28 protein-coding genes and 1 riboswitch are annotated in these 26,852 nt (G+C 68.5%); of the genes, 9 read left to right on the forward strand and 19 right to left on the reverse strand.

Annotated features, from left to right (window positions below; all coding sequences use genetic code 11):
* Positions 1–83 precede the first annotated feature (83 nt).
* On the forward strand, positions 84–1,082 hold the full coding sequence (locus ACWGLC_RS12800; protein ID WP_452100238.1) for a hypothetical protein: 999 nt from the start codon (positions 84–86) through the stop codon (positions 1,080–1,082).
* 327 nt (positions 1,083–1,409) lie between these two features.
* On the opposite strand, the gene ACWGLC_RS12805 is transcribed toward ACWGLC_RS12800, so the two are convergent.
* The gene (locus ACWGLC_RS12805) at positions 1,410–3,008 is read right to left on the reverse strand and encodes an ABC transporter substrate-binding protein (RefSeq protein WP_452100239.1); all 1,599 of its coding nucleotides are present in this window, start codon (positions 3,006–3,008) and stop codon (positions 1,410–1,412) included.
* 365 nt (positions 3,009–3,373) lie between these two features.
* Entirely contained in the window at positions 3,374–3,727 is a 354-nt protein-coding gene (locus ACWGLC_RS12810; protein WP_452100240.1) for a DUF1295 domain-containing protein, read from the reverse strand.
* A gap of 39 nt (positions 3,728–3,766) precedes the next feature.
* Between ACWGLC_RS12810 and ACWGLC_RS12815 the strand changes: the two genes are divergently transcribed.
* On the forward strand, positions 3,767–4,318 hold the full coding sequence (locus tag ACWGLC_RS12815; RefSeq protein WP_452100241.1) for a hypothetical protein: 552 nt from the start codon (positions 3,767–3,769) through the stop codon (positions 4,316–4,318).
* A 57-nt stretch (positions 4,319–4,375) separates the two neighbouring features.
* On the opposite strand, the gene ACWGLC_RS12820 is transcribed toward ACWGLC_RS12815, so the two are convergent.
* From ACWGLC_RS12820 to ACWGLC_RS12835, 4 genes are all read right to left on the reverse strand, one after another.
* Entirely contained in the window at positions 4,376–5,767 is a 1,392-nt protein-coding gene (locus ACWGLC_RS12820; protein WP_452100242.1) for an LLM class flavin-dependent oxidoreductase, read from the reverse strand.
* Between the two features lie 56 nt (positions 5,768–5,823).
* A riboswitch (TPP riboswitch) is annotated at positions 5,824–5,918 on the reverse strand.
* 369 nt (positions 5,919–6,287) lie between these two features.
* Complete coding sequence (locus ACWGLC_RS12825) at positions 6,288–6,554, reverse strand: DUF1295 domain-containing protein (protein ID WP_452100243.1); 267 nt, start codon at positions 6,552–6,554, stop codon at positions 6,288–6,290.
* A gap of 224 nt (positions 6,555–6,778) precedes the next feature.
* On the reverse strand, positions 6,779–8,050 hold the full coding sequence (locus ACWGLC_RS12830) for an NAD(P)/FAD-dependent oxidoreductase (protein ID WP_452100244.1): 1,272 nt from the start codon (positions 8,048–8,050) through the stop codon (positions 6,779–6,781).
* 32 nt (positions 8,051–8,082) lie between these two features.
* Complete coding sequence (locus ACWGLC_RS12835; protein WP_452100245.1) at positions 8,083–8,931, reverse strand: 3-hydroxyacyl-CoA dehydrogenase; 849 nt, start codon at positions 8,929–8,931, stop codon at positions 8,083–8,085.
* A 242-nt stretch (positions 8,932–9,173) separates the two neighbouring features.
* Here ACWGLC_RS12835 and ACWGLC_RS12840 point away from each other — a divergent pair, with 242 nt between their 5' ends.
* A complete protein-coding gene (locus ACWGLC_RS12840) occupies positions 9,174–11,237 on the forward strand; it encodes an FAD-dependent oxidoreductase (RefSeq protein WP_452100265.1) in 2,064 nt (687 codons plus the stop codon).
* A 78-nt stretch (positions 11,238–11,315) separates the two neighbouring features.
* On the opposite strand, the gene ACWGLC_RS12845 is transcribed toward ACWGLC_RS12840, so the two are convergent.
* The 3 genes from ACWGLC_RS12845 to ACWGLC_RS12855 all read right to left on the reverse strand — a co-directional run bounded on the left by ACWGLC_RS12845 (position 11,316) and on the right by ACWGLC_RS12855 (position 14,362).
* Complete coding sequence (locus tag ACWGLC_RS12845; RefSeq protein ID WP_452100246.1) at positions 11,316–12,206, reverse strand: sulfite exporter TauE/SafE family protein; 891 nt, start codon at positions 12,204–12,206, stop codon at positions 11,316–11,318.
* Between the two features lie 44 nt (positions 12,207–12,250).
* Positions 12,251–12,847, reverse strand: coding sequence for a rhodanese-like domain-containing protein (locus ACWGLC_RS12850; RefSeq protein WP_452100247.1), 597 nt, complete (start codon positions 12,845–12,847; stop codon positions 12,251–12,253).
* Positions 12,848–12,967: 120 nt separating this feature from the next.
* Positions 12,968–14,362 (reverse strand): rhodanese-like domain-containing protein, encoded by a 1,395-nt coding sequence (locus tag ACWGLC_RS12855; RefSeq protein ID WP_452100248.1) that lies wholly within the window; start codon positions 14,360–14,362, stop codon positions 12,968–12,970.
* A gap of 232 nt (positions 14,363–14,594) precedes the next feature.
* On the opposite strand from ACWGLC_RS12855, the gene ACWGLC_RS12860 reads away from it, so the two are divergent.
* Complete coding sequence (locus ACWGLC_RS12860; protein WP_452100249.1) at positions 14,595–15,035, forward strand: DUF302 domain-containing protein; 441 nt, start codon at positions 14,595–14,597, stop codon at positions 15,033–15,035.
* Positions 15,036–15,083: 48 nt separating this feature from the next.
* Here the strand turns inward: ACWGLC_RS12860 and helR are convergent, their stop codons facing one another.
* A complete protein-coding gene (gene helR, locus ACWGLC_RS12865; RefSeq protein WP_452100250.1) occupies positions 15,084–17,306 on the reverse strand; it encodes an RNA polymerase recycling motor ATPase HelR in 2,223 nt (740 codons plus the stop codon).
* Between the two features lie 136 nt (positions 17,307–17,442).
* Here helR and ACWGLC_RS12870 point away from each other — a divergent pair, with 136 nt between their 5' ends.
* Positions 17,443–18,627, forward strand: coding sequence for a methyltransferase (locus ACWGLC_RS12870; protein WP_452100266.1), 1,185 nt, complete (start codon positions 17,443–17,445; stop codon positions 18,625–18,627).
* A 20-nt stretch (positions 18,628–18,647) separates the two neighbouring features.
* Here the strand turns inward: ACWGLC_RS12870 and ACWGLC_RS12875 are convergent, their stop codons facing one another.
* From ACWGLC_RS12875 to ACWGLC_RS12910, 8 genes are read right to left on the reverse strand one after another with little or no spacing between them, the layout of a single operon-like run.
* Entirely contained in the window at positions 18,648–18,998 is a 351-nt protein-coding gene (locus tag ACWGLC_RS12875) for a transcriptional regulator (RefSeq protein ID WP_452100251.1), read from the reverse strand.
* Positions 18,991–19,512 (reverse strand): hypothetical protein, encoded by a 522-nt coding sequence (locus tag ACWGLC_RS12880; RefSeq protein ID WP_452100253.1) that lies wholly within the window; start codon positions 19,510–19,512, stop codon positions 18,991–18,993. Before ACWGLC_RS12880 ends, ACWGLC_RS12875 begins: the two co-directional genes overlap by 8 nt.
* Positions 19,503–20,072: an RNA polymerase sigma factor gene (locus tag ACWGLC_RS12885; protein ID WP_452100254.1), complete on the reverse strand. Its 570-nt coding sequence runs from the start codon at positions 20,070–20,072 to the stop codon at positions 19,503–19,505. The genes ACWGLC_RS12880 and ACWGLC_RS12885 overlap by 10 nt, the downstream gene beginning before the upstream one ends.
* Positions 20,069–20,686, reverse strand: a complete 618-nt coding sequence (locus ACWGLC_RS12890) for a hypothetical protein (RefSeq protein ID WP_452100255.1) — start codon at positions 20,684–20,686, stop codon at positions 20,069–20,071. The genes ACWGLC_RS12885 and ACWGLC_RS12890 overlap by 4 nt, the downstream gene beginning before the upstream one ends.
* A gap of 29 nt (positions 20,687–20,715) precedes the next feature.
* Positions 20,716–21,267 (reverse strand): DUF6286 domain-containing protein, encoded by a 552-nt coding sequence (locus ACWGLC_RS12895; RefSeq protein WP_452100256.1) that lies wholly within the window; start codon positions 21,265–21,267, stop codon positions 20,716–20,718.
* Positions 21,264–21,692, reverse strand: coding sequence for an Asp23/Gls24 family envelope stress response protein (locus ACWGLC_RS12900; RefSeq protein WP_452100257.1), 429 nt, complete (start codon positions 21,690–21,692; stop codon positions 21,264–21,266). Before ACWGLC_RS12900 ends, ACWGLC_RS12895 begins: the two co-directional genes overlap by 4 nt.
* Positions 21,689–21,871 carry a hypothetical protein gene (locus tag ACWGLC_RS12905; protein WP_452100258.1) on the reverse strand — a complete coding sequence of 61 codons (183 nt, stop codon included), beginning with the start codon at positions 21,869–21,871 and terminating at the stop codon, positions 21,689–21,691. Before ACWGLC_RS12905 ends, ACWGLC_RS12900 begins: the two co-directional genes overlap by 4 nt.
* Positions 21,872–21,905: 34 nt before the next feature.
* The gene (locus ACWGLC_RS12910) at positions 21,906–22,424 is read right to left on the reverse strand and encodes an Asp23/Gls24 family envelope stress response protein (protein WP_452100259.1); all 519 of its coding nucleotides are present in this window, start codon (positions 22,422–22,424) and stop codon (positions 21,906–21,908) included.
* A 171-nt stretch (positions 22,425–22,595) separates the two neighbouring features.
* Here ACWGLC_RS12910 and ACWGLC_RS12915 point away from each other — a divergent pair, with 171 nt between their 5' ends.
* Positions 22,596–23,972 carry a glycoside hydrolase family 1 protein gene (locus tag ACWGLC_RS12915; protein ID WP_452100260.1) on the forward strand — a complete coding sequence of 459 codons (1,377 nt, stop codon included), beginning with the start codon at positions 22,596–22,598 and terminating at the stop codon, positions 23,970–23,972.
* An 85-nt stretch (positions 23,973–24,057) separates the two neighbouring features.
* Complete coding sequence (locus tag ACWGLC_RS12920) at positions 24,058–24,198, forward strand: hypothetical protein (RefSeq protein ID WP_452100261.1); 141 nt, start codon at positions 24,058–24,060, stop codon at positions 24,196–24,198.
* A gap of 9 nt (positions 24,199–24,207) precedes the next feature.
* Here ACWGLC_RS12920 and ACWGLC_RS12925 read toward each other — a convergent pair whose 3' ends face one another.
* Positions 24,208–25,386, reverse strand: a complete 1,179-nt coding sequence (locus tag ACWGLC_RS12925) for a dipeptidase (protein WP_452100262.1) — start codon at positions 25,384–25,386, stop codon at positions 24,208–24,210.
* Positions 25,387–25,515: 129 nt separating this feature from the next.
* On the opposite strand from ACWGLC_RS12925, the gene ACWGLC_RS12930 reads away from it, so the two are divergent.
* Both ACWGLC_RS12930 and ACWGLC_RS12935 read left to right on the forward strand, forming a co-directional pair.
* Complete coding sequence (locus tag ACWGLC_RS12930; RefSeq protein WP_452100263.1) at positions 25,516–26,601, forward strand: Lrp/AsnC family transcriptional regulator; 1,086 nt, start codon at positions 25,516–25,518, stop codon at positions 26,599–26,601.
* Between the two features lie 10 nt (positions 26,602–26,611).
* Positions 26,612–26,852: amidohydrolase family protein (locus tag ACWGLC_RS12935; RefSeq protein ID WP_452100264.1), on the forward strand; the 241-nt coding region annotated here is incomplete at its 3' end.

Raw genomic sequence — 26,852 nt, forward strand, 5'->3', positions numbered from 1 at the left:
TACAGGGCTGCAGATTATTGGCGCGATATGTCGGATGCAAGGTGGGGCACCACAGGGCTCGGACGACTGGGAACATGATGCCTATGAAAAATCGATGGGGTCGCGCGGTTGCGGGCAGTGCGGTTGCGGGCAGTGCGGTGGCGCTCACGATGCTGGCCGGCTGCATGAGCGGGCCGTCAGAGACCGGGGAGGGCAGCGACGGCCAGCCGGTGGAGGTGGGCGCGCCTCCAGACCAGTCGTCCGATGGCGTGAACACGTCCGAGCAGCCGCGCGAGACCGTCGACCCGTGCGTGGGTCGCAACGACGACTTCCTCACACAGATCCGATGCGACGTGGTGGCGTGGGCAGATCTCGACCTCGACGGAACGTTGGAACCAATCGCCGTCGCAACCGGAGGTGAACCGAGCATCAACTTGCTGACGGTGATCAATGGCGAAACGCTCGCCTATTCGGCGACCTACGATGCCGTCAATCCGGCCTCGCAACCGATCGGGCCCGATGTGGGATCGATGGCGGCCAGGCGGCATGCAGCGTTCGTCGGCGCGTACGACATGACGGGTGACGGCAGGCCCGAGCTGGTGATGTGGGCCGACAAGGGGCCGAACATTGATGAGTTCCGAGTCATCCGTGTTGCATCCGATGAGTTGATCGCGCTGGACACGCCACTGCTCGGCATGCACGGGGGCGGAAAGTCCTGGGTGCACTACCTCGACTCAGGGCACCCCTCATATCGATGCACAGGGGACCCGGACGCACCCCTCGAATACCTTGCATTGTCCTCGGGCGAACTGACGTCCACGCGATACGAGTTCGACGAGTCCACCGATGAGTTCGTCAGCCTGAACGACCGGCGCCCGATCGAAGACTGGACGGGAGAGGTCGCGACCGTCGGGGTCGACTGCCCGGACCTCGCGCAGCATGAGCCGGCGCCCGACCCGGACGGGTCACCGCCCGGGGAGGCCGAACGGTGTCCGCTGGGACAACTGCCCGGGCGGGCGCAATCCGGCGACGTGGGCGCCTTTATTGAAGGCTCTCGAACCTCCGGGGAAATAGGGTGTGCGCGCATCGTCCAACTCTGGTAACAGTACGACAAGGCGCCCAAGGATCAGAGGACCAACGGGAAGGCGATGATCGTCGACTTCGATGGATACACCTGTTCAACGGCGTTCACGCAGGACGACGCGCGGGCAGGGAGATACGGCGGGTGCACCTCCAAGGACGAGTCCTGGGCCTTTGACGTTGTTGCGCGGTGAGAGCTCGACGCGGCCCCACCGGGCCAGAGACCACGTCCGCGAGCACGCCCGCCATTCTGCCGAACCGTCCGGATCGTGGGCGGGCGAACTCAGGTGGAGGATGACTCCCTCGTCGTCGTCGGACTTTCACAGGCGGCGACCCGCGCCCTACGTCGCTCAGGGGCTGGTGACGTAGGCACCGTCGAACAGCATGACCCCCGACGACGTGGGCGCGACGCCCTTCACTGACTCGTCCACCACCACGAACTCCTCGGCGTTGGCGAAAATCGTGAACGGCATGACCTGGTTGTGGACCTCCTGGAACCGGTTGAGCGCAGCAATCTGCTCGTCCAGGCCTGTGGCGGTTTTGAGGTCGCGTCCCGCCTCGGCGAGTTCGGCATTGTCGACGCCACTGTTGTTGGTGGGCCCGCCGGGTGTGACGTAGGCGGTGAAGCTCGCCGAGGGGTCGGCGTCTGAGGGGTTGAGGCCGCCGATGGTCATCTCGTAGTCGTGCCCGAACAGGCGCGCGGCCTGCTGCGACTGGGGGACGTTCTCGAGGGTGACGTTGAATCCCACGGCATCGAGCATCGCCTTGATGATCACGCCGGTCTCGATGTTCTCGGGGCTGGTGTTGGTCAGCAGCGTCACATCGCCATTCCAGTCGCCCTCCGCCTTGAGCTCCTCGACCAGCTCGGCGGCGAGTTCATGGTCGTACTCGGGGCCCTGTTGTCCGTCGTAGAAGCGAGAGGATTCGGCCAGTAGCGCCGAGGTCGGCTGGCCGAGGCCGCCGGTGAGCCGGTCGTTGATTAGGTCCCTGTCGAGCGCGTGTGCCACGGCCTTGCGCGCCCGCTCGTCGGTGAAGACGCCGTCGTAACCCGCCGCACCGTTGTTCATGACGATCGCCCGGCCCGAGCTGATCACCGATAGGAAACCCTGCGCGTCGTCCTGCATGGCGTCATTGATGAACTGGGCGCCGCGCAGATACCCAACCTGGATCTCGTCGTTCTGGAACGATTCGAGGGTTGCCTGGGACCCAGGGATCGAGATGAAGCGCAGAGTGGGGCAGACCGGGCCGTCGTAGTAGGTGGGATTGGGTTCCAGGACCACCTCCTGACCAGGCGTGTTGCCGGCCATGACGTACGCGCCGGCGCCGATCGGGTTTTCGGCCCACTCCTCAGAGCCGACCTCGGTGTACGCGTCCTCGGGGATCACCTCGCCGGCAGAGCGCGTTAGTGCGAACGGGAAACCCGCCCACGGCTCGCCGAGGACGAACTCGACGGTGAGAGGGTCGACGACGCGAACGGTCTCGATCTCGTCGACATCCGTTTTGGCCGTTGACGCGGTCGAGGGGTCCTTGTGAAGGTCAACGGTGAACTTCACATCGTCCGCGGTGAGCGGATCGCCGTTGGAGAACGTCACGCCGTCCCGGAGCTTCAGGGTCCAGACCGTGTTGTCCTCATTCGCCTCGAGCGACTCGGCGAGCTTGGGCTCGAACTCAGCCGTATCGGGGTTCCAGCGCATGAGTCGGTCGTAGATAGCGGCGGACTGCGCGCCGCCCCGTAGCCCGTAGTGGCCCTGGCCGGGGGAAAACGAGGGGAGCATGACGTACTCGCCCATGGTGATGGTGCCGCCGGCCATGTCCTCGGTGCAGCGGCTGGTCTCATCCGGGGTCCGTATGTCGCCGCCCGAGGCCCACACTGCGTCGTTTCCGCCGCCGCCACACGCGGTGAGGGTCAGGGTGGTGGCGGCCAGAACCGCGAGGGCGAGCTTGTTCACAATGCCTCCAGAAGCAGGGCGAAGCGCTGACACACAGCCGACGATGCTCGGAGGAGCTCGTCCTTAACAGCGGACGTTACTTCGTGTCGACACGTGTAATCGCGGCTTTCGCCGATTCTCGCGGCGCTGCCCGCCCGAAGGGTGGTGGAGCGGTCCCCGTCAATCGCACGGCCGTAACAGGCACGGGCGCGGGGTCCGATATACCGTGTAGGACAACAGATTCCGATCGTGAGGAGTAACGATGTTCCCTGAAGGCTCCCTTGAGAACCCGCTGCGCTACCTTTTCGGCCCCGGGCCGGACGAGCCGATGTGCTTGGCGCTGACCCCCGAGTGCATGGGTTTGCTGCCCTTCCTCGCTTCGCGGTTTAGCTTCGGTTCCTGAACCCGGCGAACGTACGCAACGCATCGGTCGCCCACAGGAGTAAATGGGTCAGGAGTAGCGGTGCGATGAGGACCAGCGCGCCCCAGCCCGTGGCTGCAACCGCGACCCCGTGCCCCCACCACGACCAGAGGTCACAGAAGTAGTCCGGAAGGCGTGACAGATTCTCTCTCATCGTCGACCCAGCCCCGGCGCGGGGCGCGTCGTCGTGTTGCCTCGCGAGTTCCACGTCGGTGAAGAACTCGGACGCCTCGGAGGCGGTAGTGGCCACGCGAAACTGCGCGGGGGGAGGGGAGTGCGGAACCGAGTACATGTCTGGAATTCGACGCCGCGAGTGCATTGGATGGCAATGCCCGGCTCTGAACGGTGGAGGAAGTTCGTGTCATTGACTCGCCGTCTGATCGTTCCCACCGTCGTGGCCCTCATCCCGTTGGGCCTGGCCGCCTGCGGCTCGAGCGGATCGGGGTCAACGGCGACCACGGTGACGGAGACGACGACCGCAGCGGCGGCTCCGCAGGTCGCCGATGGCGGGGCCCCTGAGGCAGATCAGGCGCCCGGAACACGCGCGGAACCCCCGGACAACGAGGCCATGCTCGAAGTGACCGTCCGCGGGGAACAGGGCGTCCTCGGGCTCCAGTACTCCGGTTCCGTTCCAACCGGTTCGCCGGGACCCGCGAGCAACAAACTCATCACCGGGCCGGGCGGGTGCTTCGCGGTTGCCGGAGCCGGAGCACCTCAACTGGCGATCTTCCCGTCCGACGCCACGTTCGTGCTGCAGAACGGCAAGCCGTCGGTGACGGTCGACAGGGCCGAGCACCCCGTGGGCCGCGAGCTCAACGCGGACACCACCGTCGTGCCTGTCGCACAGGTGGCCGGTGTGCCCGATCGATGTACCCGCGGCGCCGCTGGCACTGTTCTGGTCCTCTCCTGACGGCGCCACGATCGACGTCGGTGTGGGACTACGCCGACGACACGGCGCATCGAAGCGTCATCCGCGGTACCTGGCCCCGCGATGCGTATCGGGCAGCCGGTCACCTCGATCGAACATCCGGGCTCGGAGAGTGCCGGGTTCCGCGTCCAGCGGGTACCGTCCCCGGCGCTGCAGCTCGGGCACGAGATGCTCGATGACGTCCTCCCAGGTGCCCGGGTTGAGCGCGTAGGCCAGGTTGAACCCGTCGACGTCCGTTTCCGCCATGTAGCTCTCCAGGGCGTCGGCCACGGTGACCGCCGAGCCCACCACCACGGGTCCGCCCGTCGCGTTGAACCGGGCGCTGTCACGCAACGTCCAGCGTCCGTCGGCGTCCGAGGCCCCCGACAGGCTCGACACAGTGGTCTGGATCGCTTCTGTTGCGACCGGGTCCATGGGTGCGTCGAGGTCCTGTCGGGATAGATCAATTCCGGACCATCCCGAGTTGAGCACCAGATTTCCCGTCTCAGAGGCGTAGGAGAAGATGTCTCGGTACTTTTCAGCTGCCGCCTCATCGGTCTGATCCACAACGATCGTGAGCAGCGCGTACACGCGTGCGGCATCCCGGCCCCGCCCGGCGGCCTCCAGCCCCTCCCGGATCCGGCTGACCTGGTCCCTGGTCTGGCCGATGGTCGGGGACGCCACGAAGATCGCCTCCGCGTGATCGGCCGCGAAGCGGATTCCCCGCGCGGACGCGCCGGCCTGGTAGATCACCGGGGTCCGCTGCGGAGAAGGCTCGGAGAGGTGGACGCCGGGGACCGTGAAGTACGTTCCCTCGTGGCGGATCGGGTGGACCTTCGCCGGATCGGCGTACATGTCCCGCTCCGCATCGAGCACCACCGCGTCGTCCTCCCAGGAGCCCTCCCACAGCTTGTAGAGCACCTCCAGATACTCGTCCGCCCGGTCGTAGCGCTCGTCATGGGAGAGTTGGTCGCTCTCGCCCAGGTTCTGCGCGGCACTCTTGAGGTAGCCGGTCACGACGTTCCAGCCCACCCGGCCCCGGGTGAGGTGGTCCAGCGTCGACATCCGCCGGGCGAAGGTGTACGGGTGCTCTGCCGAGGTGCTCGCAGTGATGCCGAAGCCGAGGTTCTCCGTCACCGCCGCCATGGCACTGACGAGCATCATCGGATCGTTCATCGGGATCTTTGCCGCCGTCTGCAGCGCAGCGTCGCTGCTCCCGCCGTAGACGTCATACGGGCCTAAGGCGTCCGCGAGGAAGAGTCCGTCGAACAACCCGCCCTCCAACAGCCGGGCGAGACGGGTCCACTGTTCGAGGTTCGTATAGTCCCGCGACCGATCTGCCGGATGCCGCCAGATCCCGGGGAGTTGATGCCCCACGCCGTTGATGGCGAAGGCGTTGAACCTGATCCTCCGGGTGTGCTGATCGTGCGCAGCGTCGGGTCGCGAAGCCATGGTTCTCCTTGCGGTGGTCGTGTGAGGGGTGACCACCGCTCGAGCAGGAGCAGCCGTGGCTACGCCGATGACATCCCTCCGCGAGTGCTAACTCGATCAGGTTCGCTCGGGTGTGATCTCAGCCCCGTCCAGGGCACCCCGTGTCGCCCCTCAGCCTACGCGTCGGCGTCAGCGTGCCTTGCCGGTGACGGCCAACAGGGGCCGCCTGGATTGCCGTGGAGACGGCGCTCAGACCCCTGACTTCGGCAGCCGCCACCAGTTCGCCGGCGGAGACATTGAGCCCGGTCTGCGAGGTGACCACCGCCCCCGCATCGGCCACGCGCAGGCCCGTCGCCGACTTCGCGGCAAAGAGGCCGTACCTGATGTGACCCACCGACGCCTCTCCCTACTCGTGCCCATGCGACGACGGCCGGGCCAACGCCATAAAGCTCGTCTACCGGGCGTAGTCATGCGGTCGGCGTTCGAGGCGTCCTGTCCCTGCGCTCCGCTCGGTCGCAGTCGGTTCGGGAAGTCGGATCATTCACCCCCGTCGGGTGCCGACCGCCCACACGAGGAAGTGCGTGGCGATCAGTGGTGCGATGACGACCAGCGCGCCCCAGCCCGTCGCCGCGACCGCCACCCAGTTGCTCCACCACACGCTGGCGTCATCGAAGTAGTTCGGCAATCGCGAGCTCGCCCGCGTCTCCTCATCGGGCGCTGCGGATGGCGTACCGGTGAACACGTCCGCTATGTCCGGGCCGGCGATCCCAACGCGGAAGTAGGCGGGGGAGTGAGGAACCTGGTCCATGTCCGCTATTCGGCACCGCAGGTACACCGGATGGGCCGCGTATGTTTAGTGACTGCCCACCTCGTCGTCGTCCCCGCCACCTCCCCCCCCCCGACCAGCGGGCACCCTCTCTCGGCGCTCGACGACTGCGCGCGGACCCCGAAGGCGGTTCCGTGCCGTGGCGAGCGCCCCTCCTGACGCCAGCGCATCCGTCAGAAGCTGGTGACGGATGCGCCGGCGACATCTCAGGTGCGGGTGGCGTCGCCAACGATGAACTCGGTGCGGTCCTCGGTGAAGTAGTCGCGTACCCAGTTGACCAGGGCGTTGTAGCGGGGACGTGCCGACGGCAGCAGGACATCATGCACTGCGAGCCATCCGGCGAATGCCAGCGGCCCGTGGAGCTGCTTGTGCGATCTGCCGACCTCCGCCACCGCGGCCATCCGACCGATCATCGCCATGAAGCCGCGATCGTGGTACTCGAACGCCGTACGCTGTGTGCCCTTGAGGTCGGCGAGGATGTTCTCGCCGGCCCACGCCCCCGCCTGCTTGGCCACCGCACCCAGGCCGGGGAGCGTCTTACCGGCACCGTCAGGGATGTTGGCCGCGTCCCCGAGCGCGTAGACGCCCGGGAAACCGGGAACTGTGAGGTCGTCATTGACATCCAGTCGGCCGCCCCTGCCGGGCGTGATGCCCGCTTGCCCGACCACGGGCTGTGCGTGCAGACCCCCCGCCCAGATCACGATCGGCGCGGCGAGGACCTCGCCGTCGGAGAGCGTCACGCCGTCGGCGCGCACCTCCTTGACGCTGGTGCCCAGGTGCAGCTGAACACCGAGCTCCTCGAGGTGCTCCTGCGCATACTGCTGAAGTTCCTCGGTGAAGGGGCCGAGAACCGTCTTGGCCAGATCAGCGAGGTGGACCGTGAAGGCCTCGCGAACCGCGTCGGAGTACGTTCGCGGCACCACCGTGTTGACGGTTTCTGCGATCGCACCCGCCATCTCGACTCCGGTCGGCCCGGCGCCCACCACGACGATGTTCGTGGGGTCGAGCGCCTCGCCGGCGGCCACCCGGGCGTCGGCCTTGTCGAACTGCTCGATAATCGCCGCCCCGAGCCGAGTGGAATCGCTGACCGAGTACAGCGGGTACGCGTGCTCGGCGGCGCCGGGGGTACCGAAGAAGTTCACGACGGCGCCGGCGGCGATCACGAGTGTCTGAGCGGAGTACACCGTTCCGTCGTCCACCGTGACCGTGTGTGCAGCGGCGTCGATAGCGGTGACCTCGGCGGTCAACACGCGCACGCTCGGACGCTTGCGGAAGATCGCGCGCAGCGGCTCGGCCACGTCACTCGGCGGGAGCTGCGAGCTGGCCACCTGATAGAGCAGTGGTTGGAACTGCGAATAGTTGTTGCGGTCGATCAGCAGTGTTGGGATCTTCGCTTTGCCGAGCCGCCTGGCTGCTGCCACGCCGGCAAAGCCGGCGCCGACAATGATGACCCGGTAGTTACTGGTCGCGTTGGTCATGGCTTCGTTACCTCAGTCTTTTCTGGCCGACGTCAGCCGTAGGTGTAGAAGCCGCGACCGGTCGATGTTCCGAGGTAGCCCTTGTCGATGAAGTCGGACTTGATCTTGTCCGCAAAAGCCTTCATCTCCGGGTCAGCACTGTCCTTGTTGAGCATGTAGGGCGTCATCATCCCCACGATGTCGTAGATCTGGAACGGGCCCATGGGCGAACCGGTGGAGATGCGCCACGTCTTGTCGACGTCCTCGATGCTGGCGATCTCACGCATGTAGAGCTTCGCTGCGGCCTCGAGGAACGGCACCAGCAGCGAGTTGAGGACGTAGCCCGGCTGCTCCTTGTGGATGCGGATGGGAACCATCCCGATCTGTTCGGCGAACCCGGCCGCGGACTCGAATACCGCGGGGTCGGTGTCGGGGTGCCCCATGACCTCGCAGGTGTTGAAGATCCACACCTGGTTGGCGAAGTGCATCGCGAGGAACTTGTCCGGACGATCCGTGAACGGCGCGATCTCGCTCGGCAACAGGGTGGAGGAGTTGGTGGCGAACACGGTCTTCTCGGGCGCTACCGCGCTGACCTTCTTCCAGGTGTCCTGCTTGATGTCCAGCCGCTCGGGGACCGCTTCGATCACTAGGTCGGCGTCCTTCACCGCGTCGGCGAGATCCGAGCTGGCGCGGATTCGCGAAACGGCAGCATCGATCTTGTCCTGCGTGGCGTCCGGGAGGTCCTTCAGGTACGACGCCCCGAGTTGCTCCCAGCGGGCGGGGAGCTTGGCCAGGATCTCGTCCGAGATGTCGTACGCCACGACGGTCTTCCCGAAATAGGCGGACTGGAAGATGATCTGTGAACCGAGGACGCCGGTTCCCAGCACGGTGAGGGTTTCCATGATCGGATTCCTATCTTGCAGTGGGAGAAGTGCGAACGTCGGTTACATTATCGAACTCTTATTTTTTTGAGGGGGCATTCAGAAGAACTCGCATCGTCCCTTTCCTGGCCGGGCCGGTTTTCGTGTTCCTGTGCCGCTGGCCAGGTTCGTTTGTTGACACCTGTCGACCGCGGCGTAATCTCCTTAAGGTGACTACCCTCGCCACCTTCCCCAACCTCATGTCGTCCGGCCGGATCGGCCCCATGTCGACGCCCAACCGCATCGTGCTGCCGGCCATGGACATGAACGTGTCCGAGGAGGGCGAGATCGAGCAGCGGGAGATCGACCACTACGTCGCCCGCGCGGCCGGCGGTGCGGGCCTGATCATCACGGGCGCGTGCGCGATCGCGTTCCCGGTAGGTGCGGCGTCCATGAAAGAGCCGGGGCTGTCGGATGACAAGTACATCCCCGGGCTCAAGGCGCTGGCCGACGCCGTGCACGCGGCCGGGTCGAAGCTGTGCGTGCAGTCCACCCACCACGGCAAGGTCGCGCGTGTGGACGTGGCCAACGACCGCCCGGTGCTCGCGCCTAACGAGCCCGACTACACCTACGACTACTCCGCGCTCGCCGACAGCACCCCCGAGGAGCTCGGCCGGATGGGCGCCGCCACCGCGGGCAAGCAGATCGTCTACAAGGAGATGACCCACGAGGACATCGCCTGGCTCATCGAGACCTGGGCCGAGGCTGCCGACCGCATCGCCCGCGCCGACGCCGACGCGATCGAGATCCACGTCGCGCACGGCTACATCTTGGGCGTGTTCCTCAACCGTCGCGACAACCAGCGCACCGACGAGTACGGCGGTGCATTGGTCAATCGGGCGCGGCTGGCGTGCGAGGTCATCGAGGCCGTCAAGAAGCGCGTGGGGGACAAGCTCGCGGTGATCGTGCGGGTGGCCGGGCAGGAGTACGGCCAGGAGGGCGGGCTCGAGCTGGACGAGGCGATCCTGGCCTCGCAGCTGTTCGAGCAGGCCGGCGCGGACGCGATCCACGTGACCGGCTGGGGCCGCAACCCGTTCGACAACTTCACCGACGGCCCCCTTCCCGACACCGTCGGTGCCTACCTGGACAACGCCGCGGCCATCAAGAAGGCCGTGTCGGTGCCGGTGATCGGCGTGGGTCGGATGTTGCCGGAGGTGTCGGAGAGGGGGATCGACGACGACAAGATCGACTTCGCCGCCATGGGTCGGCAGCTGCTCGCCGACCCGGAGTTGCCCAACAAGCTCAAGGCCGGAACGCCCGAGTTGGTACGCCCGTGCATCAACTGCTACCTCTGCGTGGCCGAGAACTTCTTCGACGACACCCCGTTCTGTGCCGTCAACCCGCCGCTCGGCAACGAGGGACTGCTGCCGCTGACGCCCGCGCCCAAGCGCGAGCACGTCGTGGTGGTGGGCGCCGGACCCGCCGGACTCGAGTCGGCCGTGGTGCTGACCGAGCGCGGGCACCGCGTGACCGTGCTGGACAAAGCGGACCGGCTGGGCGGCACCATGTGGTTCTCCACGCTCACCACCCCGGCCAACGAGCCGCTGATCAGCTTCTACCAGGCCAAGATCGACCAGCTGGGCATCGACGTCCGGCTGAACACCGAGGCCACGGCCGAGACCGTGCGTGCGCTCGGTGCCGATCGCGTGATCGTGGCGACCGGCGCGGTCCGGCCGGCCCCGCAGATCCCGGGCGGCAAGCTGCCGCACGTGCACACCGGCGATTCGCTGCGCGCCACGATGCTGGGCACCGCGACCGCTGAGGAGGCCGGGACCTTCCTGCGGCTTGCCGGGAAGCTCGGCCGGCTGTCCGGCATCACCAAGCGACCGTCGTGGATCCGGCGCCTGACCAAGATCGCGCTGCCGATGGGTAAGAACGTCGTGGTGATCGGCGGCTCGCTGGTCGGCCTGGAGCTCGCGGAGTTCCTGGGCGAGCGTGGCCGGAACGTTACGCTGCTGCACGACTCGCAGCAGCTGGGTCTGCCGCTGGCGATGCCGCGCCGGTGGACCGCGGTGCGTCACGCCAAGCACTACGGCGTGGACATCCAGCGCAACGTGAAGGTAACCCGCATCACCGAGTCGAGTGTGGAGTGGACCGACGCCAAGGGCAACGCCAAGTCCGCGCCCGCCGACATGGTCATCTACGCCGATGGCACCACCGCCGCGGCACCGCTGGCCGATGCGCTTCGTGCTGCGGGCGTTGACTGCGAGGTCATCGGTGACGCCGGCGACGTGGGCTACATCCACGGCGCGATCCACTCGGCGTGGAAGGTTGCGACGGTGGGCTGAACTCGTCGTTTGACTGCGAGGGCCGCCCGGCCGACCTGCCCTTCAGGTCGGCCGGGCGGCCCTCACGGGCGAGAACTGTCACGCCAGGGCGGCGTCGCCTCGATTGGGGCCTGTGGCCCCGGACAGCGTGCAGCGATCCTTCAATCCGAGCATGCAGATCGCCGCGGCAGTGGCCAGGATCACGACGAGGCCGAGGATGATCGGCGCGGCGGGGAAGGGCAACTCCTGGGACAGGACGAAGGCGCCCATGAGCAGGACGAAGAACCCGAAGCCCTTACGCAGCGCCTTCTCCGGAACCACGGAGGTGAGGCGAACGCCGACGAAAGATCCGGCGATGGCGGCGGTGGTGACCGCAGCGACGAGCGGCCAGTCCAGCGACACCGAGGTGAGGTAGCCGCCGAGCCCGGCGAAGGACTTCATGGCGATGACCAGCAGCGAGGTGCCCACGGCGGCGGTCATCGGTAGGCCCGCCAGGAGGACGAGAGCCGGGACCACGAGGAAGCCGCCTCCCGCGCCGACCAGACCGGTCGCGGCGCCCACGACGAGGCCGTCGAGCAGGATCCGCCACAGCGGGTGATGGTGGTCGGTGCTCTGCCCGTCGCGGTCTTTGCGGCCCTTGATCATGGCGCCGGCGGTGGCGATCATCATGATCGCGAAGGCGATCATGAGGACGGTGCCGGGGATGTAGCCGCCGGCCAGTCCGCCGAGGAACGCGCCCGCCATGCCGGCGGCGCCGAAGGTCAGTCCTGTACGCCACCGGACGTTTCCCTTGCGGGCGTGACCGAGGAGGCTGACCAGTGAGGTGGCGCCCACGACGAATAATGATGTGGCGATGGCCTCGCGGGGGTCGAGCCCTCCGATGTAGGTCAGTAGTGGGACGACGAGGATGGAACCGCCCCCGCCGAGCAGGCCCAGGGACAGTCCGACGAGGACGGCCAGGGCCACGACGATGATCGTGGTGATCTCCATGTCAGGTGCCTATCTCCGGCGGGGGCGCCGCGGTGTGGGATCGGTCAGGAGTGGGTCGGCAGCGAGTCCAGGACGGTGCCGAGGCCCGGCTCGTCGGCCGAGCGGTTCCATGGCATCTTCGACAGCGCGGCCCCCATGGCGCAGGAGTTGCTCGCCGCGGAGTAGGTCAGCCCGGCCCCGATGGCGCCGGCGAGGTAGGCGAATCTGGGTGACACGACCTTGGACGCGGCGACGCCGACCAGGACGAGCGAGCCGGCGACCATGCGGACCTGCCGGTCCATCGCCCAGGCGCCCTTGCCGCGGATGACCTCGCCGCCGGCGGACTCGTAGCCGGCGATGCCGCCGTCGAGGACGGTCACCGAGTCGGGGTCCACGCCCACGGATTCGAGTCGCACGTTCGCCTGCCGGGCCCGGTTGCCGGACTGGCAGATGAGGACGACCTGGCCGGGCAGCCGGGTGGCTAACTCCTCACTGTGCTCGGAGAGCAGGGGTAGCGGCACGTTGTAGGAGCCGCGGATGTGGACCGAGGAGAATTCGGCGGCCGACCGCACGTCGATGACGGTGGGCGGGGTGCTCGATTCCATCGCCTTGCGTAGGTCGGCGGGGGTGATGGTCGGGGCGTTGGTGAGCGTGGAGAGCATGGGGAGGTGGTGTCCTTTGACTGTTCGGGCACGTGGGGGTCGTCTCCGGTGGGGGCTGGGACGCAGTAGGAGACGGGGGCCGGACGGCTGTCCGGCCCCCGGGGGTGCGGATGCGTCCACTCAGACGGTCGCGAGGTTGCGCTCGGACCAGGCGGCGTAGCTGCCTTCGAGTTCGACCACGTGGTAGCCGGCGCGACGGAGGGCGCTCGCCGCGACCGAGTTACGGACGCCGGTCTGGCAGTAGGTCACGATCGGCCCGTCGGTCGGGAGCCGGTCGAGGTTCCACAGTGCCCGGCCGCCGCTTAGTTGCTCGGAGCCCGGGATGTGACCGTCTGCGTGCTCGGTCTTGTTCCGCACGTCCAGCACCATGGCGGCGTCGAACGAGGCGAGCTCGTCTGGACCGATCATCTCGGGAGTCGTCGTCGGCAGCCCCTCGAGGCCGGTCGTGTAGCCGGTGACCGTGTCGATTCCGACTCGCAGCAGGTGATCGCGTAGCTCCGCTGCCACGTCTGCGTCCTCGGCCAGGACCACCAGGGGCGTGTCCTCCTTCTCGGGGTCGTAGGCCCAGGCGCCGTAGGACGCCGCCTTGTCGACGCCAGGGATGTTGAGTGCCCCGGGGACGGTGCCGGCGTGGACCTCGTCCTGGTCGCGGGTGTCGACGACGACGACCTCGTTCGCCTCGAGGGCGTCGGCCAGCTCGGTGGGCCCGAACTCGCGGAGTGGGGCCAGCGCACCGAGGACCGCCGGGCCCTCCTTGTTCTGCCGCTTCATGCGGCCGAAGTAGGCGTGCGCGTCCGGCTGGCCGTCGAGCAGTTCGTCGATGAACCCCTGCTCGTCGTCGCGCTCGATATATCCGGCCCACCATGCGTAGCGGCGCTCGTAGCCGACGCTGGTCGACGGCAGTGCGCCCAGGGCCTTGCCGCAGGCGCTGCCCGCACCGTGTCCGGGGAAGACCTGGACGTGGTCGGGCAGGGTGACGAAGGAGTCCTTCAGGCTGCGGAAGATCTGCTTGGCGCCCTCGAAACGGGTGTCGACCCCTCCCGCGGCCTCGTCGAGCAGATCCGGCCGTCCGAGGTCGCCGGAGAAGACGAAGTCGCCGGTCAGCATGTAACCGGGGCTGTCCGTGAAGGCGCCGTCGGTGATGAGGAACGACAGGTGTTCCGGGGTGTGGCCCGGCGTGTGCACGGCCTCGACGGTGATGTTGCCCAGCGTGAGCTGGTCACCGTGGTGGAGGCGCTCGGCCTCGAATCCGTACTGCCAGTCGTCGCCGCCCTCGCCGGAGACGTAGACGGTCGCCCCGGTCGCCTCCGCGAGCTCGCGGGTGCCGGACAGGTAGTCGGCGTGGATGTGGGTCTCGGTGACGGTGGTGATCGTCATGCCGTGGCGCGCGGCCAGATCCAGGTACTCGCGGATGTCGCGACGGGCGTCGATCACCATCGCCTCGTTCTTGGCCTGGCAGCCGATGAAGTAGCCGGCCTGGGCGAGGTCCTCGTCGTAGATGCGCTCGAGAAGCATGCCGCTCTCCTTGTCGATCGGGTTCCCGTTCTCGGGCTGTGTCTCGACGATACATACCCCCCTGGGTATTTACAAGATGCCCGTGGGGGTATGTGAGAGCGGCCTGGACCAGATGAGGGTGAGGAGCTTGTCCCACTGTCGGTTCATAGATTTCCGGCCCGGATGCCGGGAACCTGACAGTCTGTGGTCCAGAAGGCCAAGCGCCGTCGAGCCACCATCGAAGGAGCCATCCGTGACGTACGCCCGCACCATCACTGTCGCCGCGACATACGAGCAGGCCCTGGAGCGAACCCGCGCGGCTCTTGGCGCCCAGGGCTTCGGAATCCTGACCGAGATCGACGTCAGGTCGACCTTGAACACCAAGCTCGGCGCAGAGGCGGGCGAGGCGCTGGGCTACTACATGATCCTCGGAGCCTGCAACCCCGGTCTGGCCAGCAAGGCTCTCGCCGCAGAACCGCAGCTCGGCGTCCTGCTGCCCTGCAATGTCGTGGTTCGCCGCGGCAGCGTCGACGGCGAGACCATCGTGGAGGCCATCGATCCGCAGACCATGGTCCAGCTCAGCGGCAGCCCCCGGATCCGTGAGATCGCCGACGACGCCGATGCGCGGTTGCGCGCAGCCCTGTCGACGATCTCGGAATCCGGCCCCGCGCCGGACAGCGGGTCGGCAATGTAGCGCCGCAGCGCCGCCACCGGGTAGGGCGGCAGGTGCGACGACAGTCGACTAGGGAAGATCTGCCACGCCAGAGTGACCAGGGCACCACTTCGGAGAAAGCACTATCAACTGCTGCGTCGCCCGGGTCATCGCGACGTAGCGATCTACCGCACCGGTGGCACCCGTGCCGAAGGACTCCGCATCGACAAGCACCACCAGGTCGAACTCGAGGCCCTTGGCGTCCGCCGGACCCAACGAACGGACGCGATCCGAGCTGGGTAGAGCGGGAAGCGCCACGCCAGGAGCGCTTATCACGCAGGCGGTGCCCTCCGAGTGCTCGGCGAGCCAGCCGTCGATGACAACCGAGAAGTCGTCAATCCGCCCGTACTCGACCGGCAGACCACTGCTGCGCACTGATTCGGGAACGTTGGCGTCCGGCCGCACGGATCGGATCACGGGCGCGGCCGCATCCATGACCTCCGACGGCGTCCGGTAGTTGATGCTGAGCCCCACCTGCGAGACGCGCTCGGGGGACAGTCCGACTCGCTCGAGCCGGTCAGCCCACGATTCGTCGAAGTCCCTGCGGGACTGCGCACGGTCACCGACCACCGTCAGGCTCCCGGACGGGCACCGGCGAAGGAGCATCAGCCACTGCGCATCGGTGAGCTCCTGGGCCTCGTCCACGATGATGTGCCCGAATGTCCCCGCCAGGCGAGGCCCGGCGATTCCCGTGCTTTCCTCCATAGACGGGTCCAGCAGAGCCTCCTGCAGATCCCCGTGCCGGAGCATGGGGGCAACACCCTCGGGGTCGTCGTTCGCGGCGATAACCTCGTCGATGACCATCCGGCGCCTCTCTAGCTCCGCGGCACGTTCGGCCTTCCGTCGCTGATCGCGACGCGCGCGGTCAGGATCGCCCAGTTGGTGGCGGGCCGCGTCCAGCAGAGGTAGGTCCGCGCTGGTCCACGCCTGCGGGTCAGTGCGCTGCAGGAGCCGGATCTGCTCGGTGCTGAGTCCCGGCGCGCACAGTCGCAGGTAGGCGGGAACCGTCCAGAGGTCGCCCACCAGATCCTCGGGCCGGAGCATCGGCCACGCCCGGTAAAGCGCACGGTGCAGCTCGGGATCGGACAGCAGCTCGGCCCTGAGGTGGGCGACGGGGACGTCCGCGCCCGCCTTCTCGAGCAGGATCTCCACCAGCGTCTCGCGGATCTGTGCGTGCGCCTCGTTGTGGGGTGTGCCGGCCTCCACAGACGTAAAGGACTCGGCCCAGTCGGCCGGTGAGAGTCGCAGGTCCGCCCATTCGGTCTGCACCAGCATCGACTCCTCTGGCGGGTGCTCGTAGAACCGCACGCCCGCCTCGATCGCCGCTAGCATCTCCACCGTCGACTTGAGGCGGGCCACCTCCGCGTCAGACTCGTCGGCGAGATCAGTGAGGCCGCCGAGCCCGGCCGCGGCGAGGTCGGCGACCGTCGCGGTCTGCACGCTGTGCTCGCCGAGTGCCGGAAGCACGTCGGCCACGTAGTCGAGGTACGGCCGGTGCGGACCGACCAGCAGCAGGTTGCCGCGACTGAGCCCGGACCGCGACTGCTCGTGCAGCAGGTACGCCGCGCGGTGCAGCGCCACGACCGTCTTGCCCGTGCCGGGCCCGCCGTCCACCACGAGCGCACCCCGCGCGCTGGCCCGGATGATCGCATCCTGATCCGACCGGATCGTGGAGAGCACGTCGCGCATCCGGCCGGTGCGCGCCCCGGCCAGGCTCGCCACGAACGCTGATTGATCGTCGAGGCTCGTGTGGGTGGCCACCTCGTCGTCGTCGCCCAGGACCTCGTCCCAATAGTCCACGATGCGCCCGCCCGCCCACCGGTACCGACGTCGATACGTCACGCCGAGCGGATCGGCGAGCGTCGCGGCGAAGAACGGCTCCGCGGCCGGGGTGCGCCAATCCACCAGCAGGGGAGTGCCGGCGGCGTCGAGCAGGCCGATGCGCCCCACGTACACGCGCTTGCCGCCGGCGGTCGCGAAGTGCCCGACGCACACGTCCAACCCGAAGCGGCGCAGCGTGGCGAGCTCGGCGACCAGGCGGCGGATGTCGGCGTCACGGTCGATGGTCTGCGCGCCGCGGCCGGCCGGATCGCGACGGCGCCTGTCCAAGCGCGCGGAGAGCGCGGAGACCTTGTCAGCGAGTGCGTGGGAGATCGCGGCGAAGTGACGGTCGTCGGCGCCGATCAGCGTCGGATCGGTCTTGTGCGCGAGGTGGTCCGGAAGGGCGAAGGCGGAGGCGTTCTGGCAGGGCATCGCGCTAGTGTGCGCCCCCACCCCGGCCTTGCCGCAAGCCCCCCTACCAGCTATAACTTGAAGGTGGAAGCAAGTTTTTGGCCGCGATTTACGAGGATGCCGACATCTGCTGTGTACACGCGTGCCTGAGCGCATCATGACGGCCATCACCTGGAGCGAGGGCGGAACGCAGCGCCGCGCGGGCTGGCGTCCGGAGAACGGCGCCAAGCCGCCGCGGGACATCGTGGTGATCGACGACGACATCGCCGCGGACAGCGCCCTCCGGATGGCGCGGGCAGGCACCGGGCTGCTCTGGAGAGGCGACTTCCACAATGCCCGGCAACTGATGCGTGCCCTCGATCGGCGGCTGGAGAAGCAGGCCTCCCGTAAGGCGTCGAAGTCGTCGAAAACACCGAAGTCGTCTCGTGGCGTCGAGACCGGCGACCTCTTCCACGCGAATCGGCTGGCGCGATCCCAGCGGGCGGCCGTCCTGGGGAAGATCCTCATCGAACTCGAGCCCGACTACGCGATCGGGTTGCGTCGAGCGCCCGACGTGCGAGAGGCCTGCGCGCACGCATACGGGACGCCGGCCAGCGAAGGCCCGGGGGAGTCGACGCTCGTCTCGCTATCGGAGCTCCTCGGGGTGATCAGCGCATTCGAGTGGCACCGCACGGGCATCGAGGTGGCCGCCCTGGGTGAACGCATCTACCCCGCCTACGGCGTCTTTGCCCCCACCCGTGACGAGTACATCGACCTGGTCGCCGACGCTGCGTGGCCAGCGGGCGTCGACCGGCCGCTGGTCTTTGACCTCGGCACGGGGACGGGAGTGCTCGCGGTCCTGCTGGCCCGGCGCGGAGCCAGGGAAGTCGTGGCGACAGATATCAACCCGCGCGCGGTGCAGTGCGCGATCGACAACGCGGACCGTCTCGGAGTCGCGGATCGGGTGCGGGCGGAGGAGGCGGATCTCTGGCCCGCCGCCCCGGAGCGTGCCGACGTCGTGGTGTGCAATCCGCCCTGGATCCCGGGCCGCCCGACGTCGGCGCTGGAGCAGGGCATCTACGACCCGAAGTCCGACGTGCTGCACCGCTATCTCGGTGAGCTGGCCCGGCATCTGACGCCGAACGGCGAGGGGTGGCTGATCCTGTCTGACCTCGCCGAGCTTCTGGGGCTGCGCACGCGCGAGGAGTTCCTCCAGCGTATTGAGGACGCGGGGCTGACTGTCGTCGGCCGACACGAAACGACCCCGCGACATCCGCGTGCGACCGACGAGGCCGATCCGCTCCACGCCGCACGGGCACGCGAGCGGACCATGCTGTGGCGGCTTCGGGCGAGGAACACCTGAGTCAGCAGGGCCGTGGCACGTCACCGCTGCAGCGACTGCACCCGCACCGTCACCTCGGCGTCGGCCTCGCCTGCCTGAGCGGCCAGCGCCCGGCGCAGCGCGAGCTGGATGTCCCGCACCGCCTCGCGCACAGGCCGCGACCGGTCGAGACACACCTCCACCAGGGCGGTGCCCTCGGCGGTGTCGATGTGCAGCCCGAAGTGAGCGGTCCGGGCACTGCTACGGCGGACGCGGGCGTCGATCGTGCGCAGTGCCGTGCCGAGCCCCGGCTCGATTGCGTGGACGCCCGGCACGGACGTCACCACCGCGAGCAGGTCGGCGGCTGTCGGAGCGGCAGGGGCAGCTTCGGCTGGCGTGTTCGGCTCAGTCATGGAGATCCTCGATGTGCACATCAACGATGAGGCCGCCCAGGTCGAGCTCCCGGACGCACTCGGAGACGACGGACGCACGGACATCGTCGGCCAGTGCCCGCAGGTCGCGGCTCGCGGCGGACAGAGACACCCGGCACAGCACCCGCTCAGGCAGTCCGCGGGCGCCCCACTCGGGAGTGTCGGCGAAGTCCACGGCGGTGCGTAGGCTCATCGCGCCCGGAACGGCGTCCACGGCGTCGCGGATCAGTGTCCGCAGGGCCTGCTCGCTGAGCGAGTACGGGCCCGCCTCGGTGGGCGGCATCTCGACGCGGGCGCCGTGTCGGGCATCGGCGTGCACCACCTCGGACAGCGCCGCCCGCACGCGGGAGGACACCTGCACGGAGTCGTCGCCACGCGCCTCGGCCTCGTCCCAGTCTCGGTGCAACGCCTGAATCCGGTCGAGGTACTCGCGGGTGGCTTCGGACTCGTCGGGCACACCGGCCGCGGGGGAGTCACGCATGGTGTTCACCGCCATTCCTTCATTCGGTCGATCACGTGCGTGCGGGCCCGGGAGATCCGCCCGCGCGCCGTGGACTCGGTGACGTCCAGCGCGTGCGCCACCTCCCGGTAGGACATTCCGTCGATCTCCCGAAGCGTCCAACACGAGCGCAGATCGGGTTCCATCGTGGCGAGCACCCGCGCGAGCGCCTGCAGTTGCAGATTGACCTCCGAGCGCCGGGCGGGATCGGCGGCCGGAGCGCTGTCCGGGTGCCACTGGAGGTTGTCGGGGGAGTGCGCGTCGGTCGCCCGGCGGGCGTTCCGGCGGGCGATGTCGGTGGCGCGGCGGGAGCAGATCTGGGAGAGCCAGGCCCGCACCGCGTCCGGATCGGAGAGCAGGCGCAGCCGCTCCCACGCCGCGATCAGGGTCTCCTGCACCACGTCCTCGCTGTCCTGCCGATCCCCGAGCACCAGGTAGGCGATCCGGAACAGCCGGCCCTGGTGTCGGTCGATCAACCGGTCGAAGGCAGCGGCGTCGCCGTCCTGGGCACGCAGCACCAGGACCCGGTCGGTGGGGCCGCCCGGCTCGGGGTTCATTCCTTCTCGCCGCCCACGGCCACCCGATCGGTGCGGGCGGAGTTCTTGGCGGCACGCAGGCTCACCAGCACGTCCACCGATCGGGGCTCGACCCCGAGCGAGAGACGCAGGTCTTCGAAGAGCCGGCGGCGGACCTGCTCGAGGGTCCAGGCGATCTCCGCGGACTCGGCCACGGTCACCTCCGCCACCACTCCGGCTCGGGTGGCCGAGCCGGTGGCCCGCACCGAGGCGCTGTCCACGCCCTGCACATCCTCGACGCGTTCGACCAGTGCGCGTTCGAGAACCTGTGGCTCGAGCGTCGCCAGCACGGCACCCTCGGGGTCATGCAGTCGCAGCACGGCCCGCGCGGGGGCGGTCGGGATCTGGGTGATGAGCAGCGCGAGCCCGGCGAGAACCGCAACCACGCTCACCGCGATGCCGACCGGTAACGCCCACCCCGCGTCTTCGAGCAGGGAAGCGGGGGTCGACGCCCCGTCGGGGACGAGTGGGTCGAGTGTCCCGCCGGCGGGCACCAGGTCAAAGGCGGCGGCCGCGAGCCACGCCGCAGCCACCAGGGCGAGCACGCCCAGCACGAGCAGGACAACACGGTTACGAGGTCCGGATTGACTGCGCATGTGACTCTCCTTCCTCAGCAATCGGATTCTCAGCGGCGACGTGCACGGACTCGGGTGGCCGTGGGATCGCCGGGGCGAAGCTCCCCGAGGGCCCGGTCCACCGCGGTGGTGGCCGCCGAGACGACCGGAGCGGGATCGTCGACCACGGTCACCACGTCCACGTCGATCCGCCGACGTCGCGGTGTGATGCGCGCGCTGTGCACGCCGTCGACGTTCTCGGCCGCCGACTGCAGATGTCGGGCCAGGTCCCGGCGGCTCAGCGCAGTATCGCCGGGCAGGTCGTCACCCAGGACCAGCAGTCGCGACACCCGGCCGGGCCAGGCGGCCAGCAACACCAGTGCCAGGCCGAGCACCGCCAGCGCCCCTGCGGCGGCCTGCGCCGCGATGGACTCCAGCGTGGTCCACGCCAGTGCGTCGACCTGGTTCGCGGCGGCCACCGGCCACTGGCCCTCCACCACGTAGGTGCCCAGCAGCCACAGGCCGAGCCCGCCGGACACCAGCAGGATCACCCCGGCGATGCCGGTAGGGATGGCCCGGGCGGGCCGGCGCACCAGCCCGACCCCTGCCTGACGTGCGCTCACAGCAGCGCTCCTCTCGTGTTGCCGGCGGGATTGAGCCAGGAGATCTCCAGATCGAGCCGGCCCACCTGCAGCCCGGTGAGCATCTCGACGCGCTCGCGCACCCGGGCTCGCAGGCCCGCGCACGTGGCGGCCAGGTCGACCGGGAACGCGACGCCCACGTCGAGGCGCAGCACCGCGACCGCGCCGTAGAGATCGCATTCGGCGGAGGGGCGGGAGGCGAAGTCGCGACGGGCGCGTACGCCCAGGACCCCGCCGGCGGCGCCCCCGATCCGCGGGTGCTCGGAGGCCACCTGCTCGGCTATCCGGGCCACCACCGCCGCGGGAACGGTGGTGACACCGCGCTCCTCAACAGGTGCATGGACAACGGGTGTAGGGGTGTCGGCGCTCGACGGCGCCGGCGCCGTATCGGTAGAGGAACCGCTCATCGTCGGTCGCTCCACCGGTCCGTGACGCCCTTGATCTCGAGCCGTCCGTCCATGACGAGCCCCACGGCCAGCCCGATCGCGCCGAACAGCAGCACGACCAGGAACTGGCCGATCGACCCGAACGCCGCCACGGCGCCCAGGAACAGGCCCACCAGCAGGGTGAGATGCGTGATCTTCATGACTCTCCTCGCTCGCCTCGTCGGCGCAGGCCGATCAGTTCAGCTCGGGGTTCCGGGACGTGGTGCCGGAGCGGGAGGCGTTGTCGTCGTCGTCCTCGGGAAGGTGCACGTCCACCACGTTGACGTTGACCTCCACCACCTCGAGCCCCGCGGTGCCCTCGACCTGCTCGATCACGTTGCGGCGGATCGCGTTGCCCACCTCCACGATCGACACGCCGTACTCCACCACCACGGTCACGTCGATCGCGGCCTGCGTCTCACCCTTGGACACGCTGATCCCGCCGGTGACGTTGGTCTGCGCGTTGGGGATGCGGTCGGCCACTGCCGAGAACGCACGCCGCGCGGCGTTGCCCATGTCGTAGACGCCGGGCACCTCGCGGGCGGCCATGCCGGCGATCTTGGCCACCACGGCGTCGTCCAGGGTGGTGACGCCGCGAGTGGTCTGCAACGGACCGCGGGGCACGAACTCCTCCGTGGTGTCCTCGGCCTTGTCGGTCTCGGCCACCTCGGTGCGCGCCTTCTCACGACCGGTCTGCGGGACTGTATTCGACATGGTTTCCTCCTGGGCCCGGGCCGACGACGCGCCGGCCTGTGATGAACACGTACACCACTAAGACGTCGCGAGTCACCGGTTCGTCACACCCGATTCCGAACATTTTTCGCTTGCGCCGCTAAGTACCTACTTTTCGCGTGAAAGCCCTGCGTATCTGCTTACAGTGCGCGCATGAGTCGGGGGAGCAGAGCAGCCGGGGGCCGGTCGATCATCACCAGCACGGCGGTGCTCGCCGCGGTGGCCCTCGTCGCCGTGCTGCCGCAGGTGCCGCGCGCGGGCGCCGGGGCGTCAGGCGCGGGGCCGGGCGCGTCCGTGGCGGAGGGCTTCCACTGGGGCGTGGCCACCTCCGGCTTCCAGGTCGAGGGCTCGAACCCCGACTCCAACTGGAAGCGCTACGTCGACGCCACCTCGCCCGGGGGCGAGGTGGATCCGGTGGGTGACGCGGTGGACTTCTGGAACCGGTACCCCGAGGACATCGCGCGCGCCGCCGCGATGGGCGTCAACACGTTCCGGTTGAGTGTGGAGTGGGCGCGGATCGAACCGGCCCCGGGGGAGTACGACGACGAGGCGCTCGCCCACTACGACCGGATCATCGACTCCATCCGCGACCACGGCATGGTCCCGATGATCACCATGGTCCACTTCACCTATCCCGGCTGGCTGGCCGACCGGGGCGGCATGCTCTCCGGCGACGCCGTGGAGGCCTTCGGGCGGTTCTCGGAGCTCATCACCGAGCGGTGGGCCGGCGACGGGACCCTCTGGGTGACGCTCAACGAGCCCCTCGTATTTTTCAAGCACGAGATGACGATCGGCCGGGTCGGTTTCCAGGATTTCTCGCGCTTCCTCGACCAGATCGAGGCCGCGCACCGGCTGGGCTATGCGGCCGCCCACCGCGCCGACCCCGACGCGATGGTGACCATGAACGAGGCGTACCTGCCGCTGGCGACCGACTTCACCGACACCCTCATCGGCGACCGCGTGGCCGACGTCGTGGACTACGTGGGCATCGACTACTACTACGGCGTCGCCCTCAACAACCTCACGACGATCAACGCGGCCTGGGACGACTTCGCCGCCGTGCGTCCGCAGCCCGAGGTGATCTACGAGGCCATCAAGCACTACGCGCAGTCGTACCCGGGCAAGCCGATCTACATCGTGGAGAACGGGTTCCCCACCGACAACGGCGCCCGGGCCGACGGCGTGGACCGCGGCGACTTCCTGCGCGACACCGCGTTCTGGCTCCAGCGGGCCGTGGCCGACGGCTACCCGGTGATCGGCTACAACCAGTGGTCACTCGTGGACAACTACGAGTGGGGCAGCTACTCGCCGCGCTTCGGGCTCTACCAGGTGGACGTGCTCACCGACCCCGCACTCGAGCGCACGCCCACCTCCGGGGTGGACGCCTACCGCGAGATCATCGCGGGCGGGGGAGTCGGACCCGACTACCGTCCCGTCCTGCCGGGCGGCTGGTGCTCGCTCTCCGTGATCCCCGACTCCTGCCTGAGCCCGGTCCTGGTAGACGGCCCGCGGGCCACGCTCGCGGGCTGACGATCCCCGACGTGGCGTAACACACACCCGCGGTGACGGCGATAAACCTTGTAGGACAACACGTTCACCGTAAGGAGTGAGGTTGATGTTCCCCGAAGGTTCACTCGAGAACCCGGTGCGATTCCTGTTCGGCCCCGGCCCGGACGAGATGACCTGCATGGCGCTGACCCCGGAGTGCATGGGCTGGATCCCGTTCCTGGCCCACCGGTTCGGGATCGCCTCCTGACACCGGCGGTCAGTCCGGCAGGACCTGCTGCATGACGCGCAGGGTGTTGCCGCCCATGATCGCGGTGATGTCCTCGTCGGAGTAGCCGCGGTCCAGCAGCCCCTGGGTGATGGCTGCGAGTTCGCTGGTGTCCCAGCCGACGGTGACGGAGCCGTCGTAGTCGCTGCCCAGCGCGGCGGTCTCCAGGCCGCCCACCGCCACCACGTGGTCGATCGCGTCCAGTACGGAGTCCAGGCCCAGGCCGCAGATCGCGGTCTCGAAGTAGCCGATCCCCACGACGCCGCCGGTGGCCGCGACACCGCGGATCTCGTCGTCGGTGACGTTGCGGTTGGAGTCGCACGTGCCCTGGACGCCGCCGTGGCTGAGCACCACGGGGTTGGTGGCCATCTCCAGCATGGTGGCAACCGCCTCGTGGCTGGAATGCGTGAGGTCGATGATCACGCCCCGCTGCTCGAGGGTCGTGAAGACCTCGCGGCCGAAGTCGGTCAGGCTGCCGCGTTCGATGCCGTGCATCGAGCCGGCGACGTCGTTGTCGAAGAAGTGCGCGAAGCCGGCCATCCGCATGCCCGCGTCGTAGAGGCGGTCGACGTTGCTGATGTCGCCCTCGAGGTTGTGCAGGCCCTCCACCGAGAACATCGCCCCGGTCACGTTGTTGCCGGCCACCCGTTCGTCGATGAGCTGCTCGAGATCGCCCTTGGTCTTAACGAACATGAGCTCGCCGTCGGAGTCATCGACGGCGGTCTGCAGCTTCTCGGCATGGTAGAGCGACCGCTCCGTCATCGACGTCCAGGTCCGCGGCGGCTGCAACTGCGCGATCGCCAGGGGAGTGATGTTGTCGGTGTCGTCGTCGTTGCCGTCGACGTTCTGGCCCTTCGGTGACTTGGTCACCGACGAGAACACCTGGAGCGCCACGTTCCCTTCCTGGAGTCGCGGGAGGTCGACGTGCCCACGATCGGAACGCTCGAGCAGGTCGCGATCCCACATGAGGGTGTCGGAGTGCATGTCGACGACCTGCAGGGTGTCGTGCAGTTGCGCGGCCTCGGCGGTGATCTCCGGGAGCGCGACGGGATCGATCTTGTTGCGCGACTTCTCGATCATGGCGGGGCCTGCCGCGAAGAAGGCGACCGCCGCCACCACGACGAGAACGATCAGGACGATCAGGGAACGGAAAACGATGCGGCGTTGCACGTGCGGTGGTCCTTTCGGGGGGGGGGGGGGGGGCTGGGTTATCTAGCATCAAGAATCCGTTATGTACCGCGGTTGCCGCGGAGACTGAACGGACCGCTCACAGATACGTGGAGCTGGTATACATCCGCTATGGAAACACCGGACGAATCGGACATCGCGCTCATCCATGCGCTGCAGCTTCGTCCGCGGGCGTCGTGGCGGCAGCTCGCCGACGTGCTCGGTGAGGGACCGGCGACACTGAGCAGGCGGTGGGCTCGGCTGCGGGAGAGTGGGCTGTCCTGGGTGATGGCGTACCCGTCCGTCGACGGGGTCCACGGGAACCGCCTGGCCATCACGGAGATCGCCTGCGCGGCGGGGCGGGTGATGTCGTTGGCGCAGGAGCTGGCGGCGTGGCCGATGGTCGTCACCGCCGAGATCGCCGCCCGCGAGTACGGCGTGGTGATCAGTATCGCGGGGCTGGACCAGAGCGATCTCGCGGAGATCCTGCTCGACCGCCTGCCCGCGGTGCCGGGGGTGACCGGTATGCGGACCCACCTGGTGGGCCAGCTCCACCTCGGTGCCAACCAGTGGCGCATCGGCGGCCTCGATCCCCGAGCCGCCGCCACACTCGCCGACGTCTCGCTGCCCACGGTTCGTCCGGAGCGGACGAGCGCCATCAACCCGTGGGCGCCGCCGTACCGCGAGCTGGTCGATGCGCTGACCGAGGACGGCCGGCGCAGCGCTGCGGATCTGGCGCGGATCACCGGTCGGCCCCTGTCGACCACGCGGCGACAGTTGGCCAGGCTCCTCGGCTCGGGCTCCATGACGTTCCGCTGTGACGTGGCCCAGGGGGTGACCGGTTATCCGGTGATCGTGCAGTGGTGGTGCAAGGTGCCGGCGGTGCGGATGGCGGCGAGCGTGGCGCGGCTGCGGGCCGAACCGACGGTGCGGCAGGTGGTGAGTATACCGGGATCGCCCAACCTTCTCGTCACCACGTGGAACCGGTCGGTCGCGGACGCCATGCGGATCCAGGAGACCCTCGAGCGCGAGCTCGCCCCGCTGGTCGTGGTGGATTCGGCGGTCATCCTGCACCAGGTGAAGCGCCTCGGGTGGCTGCTCGACTCCAGCGGTCGCAACACCGGGACCTTCATCCCGTACAGCACCGAGGGCACACCGGCAGCCCCTGCGCGGGGTCACTTCACCGATGCGGCATCGGAAGGGCCGGGGAGGACGTAAGTTGGCCTTTATGACGACCACTATTCTGCATAACGCCCGCCTCATCGACGGCACCGGTGCCGACCCGGTTGCCGACGCTGTTGTGGTGATCGACGACGGGAAGATCACCTACGCCGGCCCGGCGGACGGCGCGCCGCAGTCCGATGACTCGGCCACCAAGATCGACGTCGGTGGCAACACCGTGACCCCGGGCTTTTTCGACTGCCACGTCCACCTCTCCCTTCCCGGCACCAAGGGCTCGCCGATCATGG

This window comes from Dietzia sp. NPDC055877 (genome assembly GCF_053615975.1).